Raw genomic sequence first — 12,057 nt, forward strand, 5'->3', positions numbered from 1 at the left:
GGTCGGCGAAACCTCCCCCATCGTCCGCATCGTGCGCGAGGCGCACGAGCGCGTGCTCGGGGCCCCGCCGCGGCTGACGACGGCCCTGCCGGCCGGCGCCTTCGTCACCGACGCCGCCGACATCAGCCGGGTCGGCATTCCGGCCGTGGTCTATGGGCCGTGCGAGTGGCGTCAGCTGCCGGACGAGCGAGCCCGGATGGAGGATCTCGTCCAGGCCGCCCGGGTGTACGTCCGGAGCGCGGTCGCCGCTTGCCGGGCGGCCCGGTGACCCCCTCGGCCCCCCACGGCCCGTCGGACGCCCGTCTGGCGTCGGCTTTGCTTACACTCGGGGTGATGAACACCCCCACCCTCACCGTCGAACACGGTAGGGTCAGTACTCCGGCCCAGACGAGGAGGTCACAACGATGGGACGTACGGCGACTCGGTCGATACAGAGTCGGCTCACGCTCCTGACGGCGCTCCTGATCGCCCTGCTCAGCGTGGCGCCGTCGTGGGCACAGAGCCAGACCCCCGCGCAAAAGGGCCCCTACGACCTGCCGCAAACGCCGCCGATGCAGAGTGGCGCCTACCGGCTGGACGCCGAGACGAGGCCGCATCACGTCAAGCCGGGGGGCGAGGTCACGATCGTGGCGATCGTCACCCCGAGCCAGGCGGCGCAGAGCCAGCGCGTCGACGTCGAGATCCTGGACGGGAACAATCAGAAGCTGGCCCAGCAGATTTACAGCGACCAGAACTTCGTCCCGGGTCAGACCAAGCGCTACGCGTGGAAGTGGCGCGTGCCGGCCAACTTCGCCCCAGGCAAATACACGGTCAAGGTCGGGATCTTCAGCGCGGATTGGCAGCAGCTCGTCGCCTGGGACAACCAGGCCAGCATGTTCGTCGTGGTGGGCCCGACGCAGGCTTCGCAGTAGGCGCTCCGGCCGACGGCGCGCCCGCGCGCCGTCCAGACGAATGGGAGGGGGCCTCGACGGCCCCCTCCTGGCCCACTCCCCACCTCGTCTCGAGAAGACCCTGATCGTCACCGGGAGCCCGGAGGACTGCCCGGGCGCCGGCGAAGCCGCCGGTCGGAGTCCTCCTCGATGCACCACGGAGGGGGCGCAGCCTCCCTCCGGATTCGACTCAGCTGGCCTCGCGCTGCCGGATGGGGATGACCACGAAGCCGGAAGCGACCGGAGTCCGAGTCCGGCCGCGGACCGGCCGCTCGCGGAAGGGCCACGTTCCAGTGCGCACCATCCGCGCGATGCGGCGGCTGACTGCACGCTGGTCCAGGCCGAGCAGCTGGCCGATGTGCCCCTGGACCCGGACGCCGCCTCGCCAGAGATCCACGATCGCGCGGTCCACGTCCTGCCGGGACCGAATCAGCATGTCGTGCCTGATCTCGCCGACTGCCATGGTGCTCTCCTCAAACCTGCCAACGCGACTTCATGGTGCCCTCCTGCCCGCTGCTCCGCATCACCCGAGCTCCGGCTCTGTGTAAGGCAACGGCAATGCCATGATCGGTGCGCGAAAAATCAGTGGGTTAGCGTCTTCCAGGTACTCGATTCGTCACGGTGGTGGTGGTGGTGGAAACTTGAGCAGTCTCCCGCCGGCCGAAGTACGATACCTCTACGTGGACATGCGCGACGGCGTGGCGGACCTGATCGGAGACAGCCCGGGCGTGGTGGCCGTGCGGGAGCAGGTGGGGCGGCTGCTGGCGCGGCAGGGAGAGGCGCGGCGGCTACCGCCGGTGCTGATCCAGGGCGAGACGGGGACGGGGAAGGGGCTGGTGGCGCGGATACTCCACGGGGGGGGCCCGCGGGCGGGGGGCCCGTTCGTGGACGTCAACTGCGCGGCGATTCCGGAGACGCTGCTCGAGGCGGAGATGTTCGGGTTCGAGCGGGGGGCGTTCACGGACGCGCGGCAGGCGAAGGCGGGGCTGTTTCAGGCGGCGCACGGGGGGACGATTTTTCTGGACGAGGTGGGGCTGTTACCGGAGGCGCTGCAGGCGAAGCTGTTGAAGGTGATCGAAGAGCGGGCGGTGCGGCGGCTGGGGAGCACGCGGAGTGAGGGGGTGGACGTGTGGGTGGTGGCGGCGACGAGCGAGCCGCTGCCGGGGGGGACGCAGGGGCGGCGGTTTCGGGAAGACCTCTACCACCGTCTGGCCGTGGTGACGCTGACCCTGCCGCCGCTCAGGGAGCGTGGGTCGGACATCCTCCGGCTGGCCGAGCATTTCCTGGCCGCCGCCTGCGCCGATTACGGGCTCCCGCCGAAGACCTTGTCGCCGGCCGCCCGCGCGGCCCTCCTCGCGTACCCGTGGTCGGGCAACATCCGCGAGCTCGCCAACGTCATGGAGCGGGTGGCGCTCCTCTCGGACGCGTTCACGGTGACGCCGAAGATGCTCGCGTTGCCCGACGCGGCGTCATCCCAGCGGGCCGAGCCGCCACGGGGCGAGACCCTGCGATCCGAGCCCCTGCGCGAGCACCTGCTGGCCGCGCTGCGGGGGACGAACTGGAACGTGTCCCATGCGGCGGCCCGCCTCGGGATGTCGCGCAACACGCTGCGCTACCGGATGGAGAAGTACCGGCTCGGACCGCCGCCCGCCGAGGAGCCGGTGGCGCCGGCCGCTCCGGCGCCTCTGCTCCCCGAGCCGGTTCCGGCGGGGCCCGGGCTCACCGGGGGAGGCCGCCCGGTGACCCTCTTGCGGGCCGCGCTCGTCCTGCCCTCGGGGAGCGGTCCGGCGGACGTCGCGCGTCTGCTCGAGACGCTGGTGGAGAAGGTGCAGACCTTCGGCGGCCGCCTCGAGGACATCGGAGCGCTCGGCCTGGAAGCCGCCTTCGGGGCCGACCCGCTGGAGGACGCGCCCCTGCGGGCCGCGCATGCCGCGCTGGCCATGCAGAAGGCTGCCGAGCGCGCCATTCGCCCGGACGGCCAGGACGTGGCGCTCAAGATCGGGCTCCACGCCGGGCACTTTCGCATCGAGTCCCTCGGCGGCGTGGCGGCGATCGATCGGGAGGCCCGAAGCCGGGCCGCCACGGCACTCGCCGAGCTGATCGAACGGGCCGAGCCGGGGATGATCGTCGCGACCGAGGCGGCCGTCCAGCTCCTGGAGCGCCGCTTCGACCTCGAGCCTCTCCCGCGGCAGACCGCGGCCGCCAGCGCGGCGTACCGCGTGATCCGGCGCGACCGGCCGGCCCCTGGTCTCACGCGGCGGATGGCCACGTTCGTGGGTCGCCGCCACGAGCTGGAATTGCTGCACGGGCGCCTGGCCTCGGCCGTGCTGGGACACGGCCAGGTGGTCGGTATCGCCGGGGAGGCCGGCATCGGCAAGACGCGGCTCCTCTTCGAGTTCCGCGAGAGCATCGCGGGGCGACCGGTGACGTATCTCGAAGGCCACTGCCTGGCCTACGGCAGCGCGATCCCCTACCTGCCGCTGCTCGACCTCCTGCGGAACAGCTGTGGCATCGGAGACATCGACACCCCGGAGGCGATCGCCGAGAAGGTTCGCGGTGGACTCCGGGCCGTCTCGATGGACGCTGACGAGGGGGCACCGTACCTGCTTCAGCTCCTCGGCGTGAAGGAGGGGACCGCGCGCCTGGTCACCTTGAGCCCCGAGGCCGTCAAGGGGCGGACTTTCGAGACGCTGCGCCAGATGGCGCTGAAAGGCAGCCGGCAGCGGCCGCTCATCCTCGCCCTGGAGAACCTCCACTGGATCGATCGGACGTCCGAGGAATACCTCGCCTCGCTCGTGGAGAGCCTGGCCGGCGCGCCGATCCTCGTGCTCCTGACCTACCGTCCGGGTTACCGGCCATCCTGGATCGAGAAGTCGTACGCCACCCAGGTGGCCCTCCAGCCGCTGGCCCCTGCCGACAGCCTGAGCGTCGTGCGCTCCTTCCTCCAGACCTCCAGGCTCCCGGAGTCGGTGGCCGAGATCATCCTGGCCAAGGCCGAGGGCAACCCGTTCTTCCTCGAGGAGCTGGCCCTCTCCCTGATGGAGCACGGCGACGACATCCGGGCGCCGCGCGTGCCGGACACGATCCAGGAAGTGCTGATGGCCCGGATCGACCGGCTGCCGGACGAGCCCAAGCGAGTCCTCCAGACCGCCTCCGTCCTCGGCCGCGAGTTCTCGCTCCGGCTACTCGGGGCCATCTGGCCGGGGCCCGGCGGACTCGACCCGCATCTCGTGGAGCTGAAGCGGCTGGAATTCCTCTTCGAGCAGACGACTGCCGAGGAGCCGGCCTACGTCTTCAAGCACACGCTGACCCAGGACGTGGCCTATCAGAGTGTTCCGCCGGCCCGCCGGCAGACGCTCCACGCGGCGGCCGGTCAGGCCCTGGAAGCCTTCTACGCGGACCGGCTGGAGGAGGCCTACGACCGGCTCGCCCATCACTACGCGCGGACACCGGAGGCCGGGAAGGCGATCGGCTATCTGACCCGGTCGGCCGAGCGCGCGGCCCGGACGTATGCGCATGCGGAGGCGGTCAAGCTGCTCGAGGAGGCCGTGAAGCACGTCGAGCGGATCCCGCCCGCGGAGCAGGACCGGGTCCTGCTCGACCTCCGGCTGCGCGAGGCCCACTCGCTCTACTTCCTCGGGCGGTTCCCGGAGGCGCTCGCGCTGCTCGAGCGGCAACGGGAGCCCCTCGAGCGGCTCGGGGAGCCGAGGCTGGCCGGCCCGTACTACTTCTGGCTCGGCTATACCGAGAGCCACCTCGGCGATCACGAGCAGGCGGCCGAGCACGCGGCGCGGGCCATCGCGGAGGCGACGCGCGGTGGAGATCAGGCCACGGTGGGCAAGGCCTACTACGTGCTGGCCCGCGGCGGGTTCTGGTCGGGGCGGTTCCGTCAGGGAGTCGAGGACGGCCGGCGCGCCGTCGCGATCCTGGAAGGCACAGGGGAGCCGTGGTGGCTCGGCGCGGCCCACTGGGGCGTCGCGTTCAACCACAGCTTCCTGGGCGAGTTCGCGGCCGCGCTCGACGCCGCCGCCCGGGCGCGCGCGGTAGGCGAAGCCATCGGCGATCCCCGGCTCCAGGCGTACGCCGCCTGGACGACGGGCTGGATCCACGCGGCGAAGGGCGAGTGGGACGCCGGGATCGAGGCGTGCCGCCGGAGCCTGGCGAGCTCGCCGGATCCCGTCAACACGGCGGACGCCATGAGCTTCCTCGGCTACGCCTATCTGGGCAAGGGACAGGCGCACGAGGCGATCGAGCTCCTCGAGCGGTCGATCCAGCAGTGGCGCGTGTTCCGGCATCGCCCGATGCTCGGCTGGTTCACGACGGTCCTGGGCGAGGCCTACCTCCTCGACGGCCGGCTGGACCCGGCGCGCGACTGCGCGAGCGAGGGGCTGGCGGTGAGCAGCGCCGCCGGGTTCCGCTACGGCGTGGGCATGGCCCAGCGGGCCCTGGGGCGGATCGCCGGGGCGACCGGCGATCTCCCGAGTGCCGAGCGCCACCTCGACGAGGCCCTCCGGACGTTCGCCGCCATCCAGGCCCGGCACGAGGAGGCGCGCACGGCGCTGGAGCTGGCGATCGTCGTCCACGCCCGCGGCGATCGCGCGGGCGCCGCCCGCCACCTCGCGGAGGCCGCCGTGGGGTTCCGCGCCCTCGACGTCCCTCAGTACGAAGCGCGGACCGCCGCGCTGGCCCGCGAGCTCGGCCTGGCACTCGGCTAGGTTCTTTCGGGGGGTCTCGGAAGACCCCCCCGAGGCCCCCCATCGTGGCGGCGCCAAAGCCGCCGCTCGGAGCTCTCCTCGATGCACCACGCGCTCGATGGTCGGCGACTGGTTACTCCGACACACTCCCCTCAAAGAGGGCGCGGAGCTTCCCGGGGGCGCACCGCGCCGACGGGCTTCCACCGCCAGGGAGTCCTGTGCCACAGGAGCCGCCCCACCCCGGTGGCAGCGGTCACGGTCAGCCAGGCCGCGGCGAGCGCGGCGAAGGGCGCTCCCTGCGCCAGGTGCCGGTAGCGGCTGATGACCCCGTAGGCGAAGAGGTCGCCACCATAGAAGCTGTGGTAGATGCCCGGGTCGGCGGGAAAGGCGACGGCGTCCGGGATGGTCTGGGCCCCGATCGCATAGAAGGGGGCGACGTGGGCGATGCTCAGCAAGGCGGCGGCGAGCACGAACCGGTACGGGCTGGCGAGGAGCAGCCCCAGGGCGAGTAGCGCGAACCAGTAGGCGCGCTGCGCGCCGAGGACCGCGACGTCCCGGAGGGCCAGCGCGCACCCGCGGGCCAGGGTCCGGGGCCAACCCCCGGCCGTGCGCATCACCCGGTCCAGGCCGTGCAGCACCTCGCTGACGCTCATGGACCGCCATACCAGCCGCGTGTCGTCGCCGGTGGCCCCGAGCTGCTCCCCCTCCAGGACCAACCACGTGAGCGCCCCCCGGCCCAGCGCGCCGTAGAAGTAGTGTCCGTGCTTCGCCTGGCCGGCGACGAGCAGTGGGACCACGAGAACCGCCACCAGACCGATCGCCACCGCGGCCCCCGGCAGGGCGCGCCGGGCCGAGCCGGCGCCTTTCCAGACGCCGGCGATGATCACGACGAGGGCGGCGGGCAGGTAGGGGAGCCGGGTCAGGCAGAGTCCGGCCGCCAGTCCGCCGGCGAGCAGGGTCCGGACCCACGACATCCCGGGCCGAGCCGTCCAGCATGCCAGCGCCACACCCAGGAAGAGACACAGCTCGAGCGGCGTCCGGTATCCTCGGGCGGCGTCGAACACGAGGTAGGGGCTGCCGGCCAGGAATCCCGCGGCCAGGGCCCCGATGAGCCTGGAGCGGAAGAATCGACGGCCAGCCAGATAGGTGAGGCAGACACCGAGGATCGCCAGGCCTATCGTCAGCAGGCGGAGGGCCAGGTGGGAGGCGCCGGTCAGCCGGAAGAATCCGTTTCCGAGGGCGACGAAGAGAGGTTCCCAGGGGCCGAAGCCGGCCGAGTAGAGTCCGTGATCCGGGGAGCCCCAGGTGAAGCGCTGCATGTAGTCGAGGTACGTCGCGGCGTCCGCCTCGAGCGGGAAGCGGTAGGTGGTGAGGAACTCCGCCCAGCGGAGCGAGACCGCCCCGGAGATCGCGCAGGCGGCCGCCGTCGTCGCGACCGCGGCTCGGCCGCGTCCACCGCGCAGCCCGGTGCGGGCCCAGCGCGCCGTCGCCGCGACCGCCGATCCGATCAGGAGGAGCCAGGCCCCCGGCCCGGCCAGCGCCCGGAGGGCCGGGAAGGCAATCGCCGCCGCGACCATCAGCGCGGGCAGCAGCCCGGCGAGGATCATGGCCCGGCGCCTCCCCAGCCAGTCTCGCGCGCCGACGAAGATCGCCACCGGGGCGAGCAGCACGCGGCCGGCGAGCGGGAGATTCGGGAGGCGGGCGGGCGGGGGGCTGTCGCTGGTCACGAGGTCGAGGCGATCGAGCACCAGCGCCTCCCGGGCGGTCGGGTTCTGGCCCTCGAAAGCCAGCCAGAGGCGGGGGCCCGCGGCGCCGACGAGCAGCGGGCTCAGGTCGACGACCTCGTTGTTCAGATGCCGGTTACGGAACGCCTCCCGCCAGGTGCGACCCTCGTCGGTGGAGACCGCGAGCCGGCTGGTCACGGGCGGGGGCGCGTAGAACCACAACCGCGCGACGACCTGAGTGTGGCCAGGTCGCGGGTAGGCGAGCGTGAGCCTTCCGGACGCGCCCGGCCGGAGGCACCAGCCGTACGTGCACGCCACGAATCCCTCCACGCTCACGAGGTCTCCGGGCGCGCGGGGGCGACCCGCGTCGAAATCCTCGACGTGACGCGCGTAGGTCACGTGCTCGGCCCGCAGGGCGTCGAGTCGCGGACCCTCGAGCAGGCAGGCGAGCGCGAGACCCCAGGTCACCAGGGCCAGCCGGTGCCGGCGCCCTCTCGCCACCTGGCCGACGACTCTACCCGTCCCGCCAGCGGGCCAGTCGCCCCTCCAGAACCCGCATTCCCCGGGTGGCGACCACCCCGAGCGCGACGAGCGTGACGACGGCGGCGAGGACGTCGGCCGAGCGAAGCCGAGCGCCTCCCACTGGCCGGGACTGTACTCGGAGAGCTGTTGCGCGTCAACATCTCGGCGTTCGCCACCATCGCGGCCGGGAGCACCGGCCGCGGCGTCCATCGCCCGGTGACTCGAGACCAGGTTGTCGAACCCGGGCAGATGGACTATCGTGGTCACCCGTCGGACGGGAACGCATGCCTGGTCGTGCCGCAGTCATGGAGATCGCGGACATTTCCCCCTTGGCCGCCGGCGGAATCGTCCGGGTGGACCCGGGGGAGCTGCGGTTCCTCGATCGCCAGGGCCTGGAGCGCCGTTGAGCGACGATCCCGACGCGCCGAGTACGCGGCCCGCCGTCCTGGCGCGGCTGCAGGGCAGCGGCGGGGTGATCTCGTTCGCCATGTTCTTCGGCAGCTTCGCCTGGTCGTTCGTCTTCGTCAGCCTGCCGTTTTACATCCAGGCCATCAGCACGGTGGACGAGGCGGCGACGCTCCGCTGGACGGGCTGGATCGTCGGGATCACCTCGCTGGTCAGCGTGCTGACCAACCCGTTGTGGGGGCGACTCGCCGGGCGCGGCAACCCGAAGATCTGTTACGTCCTCGTCGAGGCGCTCCAGGGCGTCGGCTTCTTCGGCCTGGCGATCGCCCGGACGCTGCTCGAGCTGTTCGTCGCCCGGCTCGTCCTCGGTGTCATGGGAGCCAGCTCGACGTTCGCGTTCATGCTGGCCGGGCGGGCCAGCGATCCGGCGGAGGTCCGCCGGCAGGTCGCGCTGGTGCAGACCGCGATGATGGTCGGCGGCGTGATCGGCCCGCTCGCCGGCGCGGTGGCCGCCGTCCGCTTCGGCTTTCGGGCCTCCTTCGTGATCGGGGGTCTCGTGCTGCTCGGCTGCGCGGGCTTCGTCGCCTGGGCGGTGAGCCTGCCCGCCGGACCGGAGCCGACACGGTTGGACCCGCGCCGGCTGCGGGTGATGGACGTGGTGACCGCGGCCGCTATCGTCCTGGCAGGGTCGGTCCATTTGTTCTTTCTCGCCCCGGTGTTGCCGCAGGTGTTGCCGGGGCTCGGCGTGGTGGATTCCGACATGGTCGAGGTGGGCGGGGTGGTGATCTTCGCGTCGTCCGCGGCCGCCGCGCTCGGCGGGTTCGCCGCCCCGCGCGTGGCGCGCCTCGCCTCGGAGCGGCGCCTGGTCGCGCTCCTGCTGGCCGCATCCTCGCTCCTGCTGGCCGCCCTCGGGATGCTCGGCTCCGTCTGGACCTACACGGCGGTGCGATTTCTTCAGGTACTGTGCATCGCGCCCGTCTTTCCGCTCGTGGTGGCCCGGATCGCGCAGTACGCCGGGGGCGACGCCATCGGGATCGTGAACTCGGCGCGGATCGGCGCCTCCTTCGTCGGGCCCGTCGTCGCGACTTCGATCTTGGCCTCGTCGTCTCCGGCCGCCGTCTACCTCGTGCTGGCCGCCGGCGGCCTGGCCTGCGTCCCCTTGCTCGGTCTGCCGGGACCCGAGGACCGCGCCCGCGGCGCTCGTCTGCCGCCTGATCGACCGTGAGATGACCACGCCGCCCGCCGGACCCGCCGAGCGCTCCAGTTTCTGGGACCAGGTGGGCGCCTCGTTCCCGTCGCTCAAGGGCGCCGCGTCCACGGCCTATTACCTGGAATGCGAACGGCGACTCTTCGAGCTCTACGCCCCGGAGCTCCGCAACCTCGTGACCCTGAAGACCGACCTGTGGGACGAGGCGAAGAACACGGAGATCCTCCGCTGGGTGGCCGAGCAGGGCGCGCGACCGACGGGGGTCGACATCGCCTTCGACATCGTCCGGGAGGCGCGGTGCGTGCTGGGGAAGCCCGTGCCGGGCTTCGCCGTCGGGGACGTCCGCTACCTCCCGTTCAAAGACCGCTCCGTCGACCTCGTCTATTCGATGGGCACGATCGAGCATTTCCCCGAGTACGCGCTCGCCACGAGGGAGATCTGCCGCGTGCTGAAGCCCGGGGGAACGGCGATCGTCGGCGTGCCGAACAAGTGCGATCCCTTCCTCCGCCCGCTCCTGGTCCACGTCCTCAACCTGTTCGGGTGGTACGGCTACGGGATGGAGAAATCCTTTACCCCGGGCGAGCTCCGCGGTCTGGTCGAGGCCGCGGGTCTCCGGGTCACGGCCACGACCGGCATTCTCTTCATCCCCGGGTGGCTTCGCATGCTCGACCTCTGGTGCCACACCCGGGGCTCGCCAGCCGTGGCCCTGACCCGTCTCCTGGTCCGGCCGTTCGCCTGGCTCTACCGGCACGTGCCGGCCGTCCACCGCCACGGCTACCTCGCCGTCGCCGTCGCGGAACGCCCGAGGTCGCTCCAGCGGGCTCTCGCCCGCTGAAATCGTCGTGGACGGGCGAGCGAGGCTCCCGCTCCGAGCGCGGGCTTTGCCCGCGCAACCTCTCGGAGGGGGCCGCAGAGGCCCCCTCCGAAGAAACTAGCTCGGGGGATCGGGGAGGCGCAGCGCGACCAGGAAGCCCAGCAAGGGCATCAGGGCGGCCGCCCAGAGCGCGGTGACGACGCCCCAGTGGTCGGCGACCCAGCCCAGGACCGCGACGCCCAGCCCGCCGGTGCCGATGGCGAGGCCGACGATCAGCCCCGAGGCCATCCCGATGTTCCGCGGCAGGTAGGCCTGGGCGAGCACCACCGACACGGTGAACGTCGAGATCAGGACGAAGCCGAGCGCGCCGAGCAGGATCACGCTGAGCAGGCCCCGGGTGAGCAGGACGCTGGCGGCCAGCGGCGCCGCCAGCAAGAAGATGATCACGATGTACTTCCGCGCCCCGATGCGATCGGCGATCGGGCCCGCCACGAGGGTGCCGACGGCACCCGCGCCCAGGAAGACGGCGAGCAGGGTGCCCACCAGGCGGGGGTCACCGCGGAGGACGTCCAGGTAGTAGAACGGGATGAAGGTCGTGAAGCCGAGCTGGGTCCAGGAGCGTACGGTGACGACCCCGATGAGGAGCAGAATGCCTCCGACCATCGTGCGGCCCCTGGCGGTCGCCGTTTCGTGGGCACGCGAGGCCGTGGAGATGGAGACGGACAGGCGGGGCAGCACGGTCATCAGCAGCCCCGCCACCAGGACGCCGGGAACGAGCAGGCCCAGGCTTCCTCGCAGCCCGACCCCGGTGACGAGCGCCGTGATGAGCGGCGGTCCGGCCGCGATGCCGATGTTCCCGCCGGTCGAGAAGATGGAGAGACCGGTGGCCTTGCGGTCGCCCGCGACCTGACTGGCGGCGCGGAAGCCCTCGGGATGGTACGCGGCGACGCCGAGGCCCGAGATCACCACCAGCCCCAGCACCGCGGCGTAGGACGGGGCGAGGCCCGTGAGCGCGATACCCAGCGAGGCGAGGACGACCGACAGCGGCAGGAGCCAGCGGCGCGCCGTCTGGTCGGCGAGGTACCCGAAGAGCGGCTGGATCAGCGACGACGTGATGGTGGCCATGAGGACGATGGTGCCGGTGGCGGTGTACGAGAGCTCGAGGGCGGTGCGGAGATAGGGCAGGATCGCGGGGAGCGCGCCCTGATTGACGTCGATCACCAGGTGCCCGAGGGCAAGGAGCGCGAGGAGGCGCACCTTCGGGCGCTCCCGCTCGGCCGGCACCGCCGGCACGACGGCGGGCCCCGGGGCCACGACGGGAGCGAACGCCAGGTCGCGATCGCGCGGCGTGCTCATGACGGCATACTACGGGAGGGGTAGCCGACCGGCAACCGCGGCGCGGGGCCGACGGCTGTCGCCGGCTCAGCGCGCGGCGGACTGTCCGGAACCAGTCCGACGAGTCTAGCCGCTTTTGGGCGCGTTCAGAAGGGGATTCCAGACCCGAAACGGAGCCCGCCGCCGCGCTTGACGCTCCTGCCGGACGCGGCCGATACTCGGTCGCGGCATGCCCTGGCAGGACTACCACACCGTCTGGGCCCTCCTCGTCTTCGGCTGGATCGGTAACTACATGATCCGGATGGCGTTCTCGCCGCTTCTCCAACCGGTGATGGCCGAGTTCGGGCTGAGGCACGCCGAGGCGGGCTTCCTCTTCTCCGTCTTCTTTTACGGCTACATCGCCATGCTGGTCCCCGCCGGGCTGCTC

11 protein-coding genes are annotated in these 12,057 nt (G+C 72.0%); 7 read left to right on the top strand and 4 right to left on the bottom strand.

Annotated features, from left to right (window positions below):
* Together VGW35_05635 and VGW35_05640 are read left to right on the top strand one after the other, a co-directional pair.
* Nucleotides 1–268, top strand: a 268-nt coding sequence (locus VGW35_05635; GenBank protein HEV8307130.1) for a M20/M25/M40 family metallo-hydrolase, incomplete at its 5' end; no start/stop codon positions are given.
* 136 nt (nt 269–404) lie between these two features.
* Nucleotides 405–911, top strand: a complete 507-nt coding sequence (locus VGW35_05640) for a hypothetical protein (GenBank protein HEV8307131.1) — start codon at nt 405–407, stop codon at nt 909–911.
* 208 nt (nt 912–1,119) lie between these two features.
* On the opposite strand, the gene VGW35_05645 is transcribed toward VGW35_05640, so the two are convergent.
* Nucleotides 1,120–1,392: a hypothetical protein gene (locus VGW35_05645; GenBank protein HEV8307132.1), complete on the bottom strand. Its 273-nt coding sequence runs from the start codon at nt 1,390–1,392 to the stop codon at nt 1,120–1,122.
* A 178-nt stretch (nt 1,393–1,570) separates the two neighbouring features.
* On the opposite strand from VGW35_05645, the gene VGW35_05650 reads away from it, so the two are divergent.
* A complete protein-coding gene (locus VGW35_05650) occupies nt 1,571–5,644 on the top strand; it encodes a sigma 54-interacting transcriptional regulator (protein ID HEV8307133.1) in 4,074 nt (1,357 codons plus the stop codon).
* A 131-nt stretch (nt 5,645–5,775) separates the two neighbouring features.
* Here the strand turns inward: VGW35_05650 and VGW35_05655 are convergent, their stop codons facing one another.
* Together VGW35_05655 and VGW35_05660 are read right to left on the bottom strand one after the other, a co-directional pair.
* Entirely contained in the window at nt 5,776–7,848 is a 2,073-nt protein-coding gene (locus tag VGW35_05655) for a hypothetical protein (protein ID HEV8307134.1), read from the bottom strand.
* A gap of 13 nt (nt 7,849–7,861) precedes the next feature.
* Complete coding sequence (locus tag VGW35_05660; protein ID HEV8307135.1) at nt 7,862–7,990, bottom strand: hypothetical protein; 129 nt, start codon at nt 7,988–7,990, stop codon at nt 7,862–7,864.
* Nucleotides 7,991–8,153: 163 nt separating this feature from the next.
* Here VGW35_05660 and VGW35_05665 point away from each other — a divergent pair, with 163 nt between their 5' ends.
* The 3 genes from VGW35_05665 to VGW35_05675 are packed head-to-tail and all read left to right on the top strand — an operon-like array spanning nt 8,154 to nt 10,316.
* Nucleotides 8,154–8,276: a hypothetical protein gene (locus VGW35_05665; protein ID HEV8307136.1), complete on the top strand. Its 123-nt coding sequence runs from the start codon at nt 8,154–8,156 to the stop codon at nt 8,274–8,276.
* Complete coding sequence (locus VGW35_05670; protein HEV8307137.1) at nt 8,273–9,499, top strand: MFS transporter; 1,227 nt, start codon at nt 8,273–8,275, stop codon at nt 9,497–9,499. The genes VGW35_05665 and VGW35_05670 overlap by 4 nt, the downstream gene beginning before the upstream one ends.
* A 1-nt stretch (nt 9,500) precedes the next feature.
* Nucleotides 9,501–10,316 carry a class I SAM-dependent methyltransferase gene (locus tag VGW35_05675; GenBank protein ID HEV8307138.1) on the top strand — a complete coding sequence of 272 codons (816 nt, stop codon included), beginning with the start codon at nt 9,501–9,503 and terminating at the stop codon, nt 10,314–10,316.
* A gap of 96 nt (nt 10,317–10,412) precedes the next feature.
* Here VGW35_05675 and VGW35_05680 read toward each other — a convergent pair whose 3' ends face one another.
* Nucleotides 10,413–11,651, bottom strand: coding sequence for an MFS transporter (locus VGW35_05680; protein ID HEV8307139.1), 1,239 nt, complete (start codon nt 11,649–11,651; stop codon nt 10,413–10,415).
* Between the two features lie 208 nt (nt 11,652–11,859).
* On the opposite strand from VGW35_05680, the gene VGW35_05685 reads away from it, so the two are divergent.
* On the top strand, nt 11,860–12,057 hold a 198-nt coding region (locus VGW35_05685; protein ID HEV8307140.1), incomplete at its 3' end, for a hypothetical protein.

The organism is Candidatus Methylomirabilota bacterium (assembly GCA_036005065.1).
Classification (GTDB): domain Bacteria; phylum Methylomirabilota; class Methylomirabilia; order Rokubacteriales; family DASRDR01; genus DASYQW01.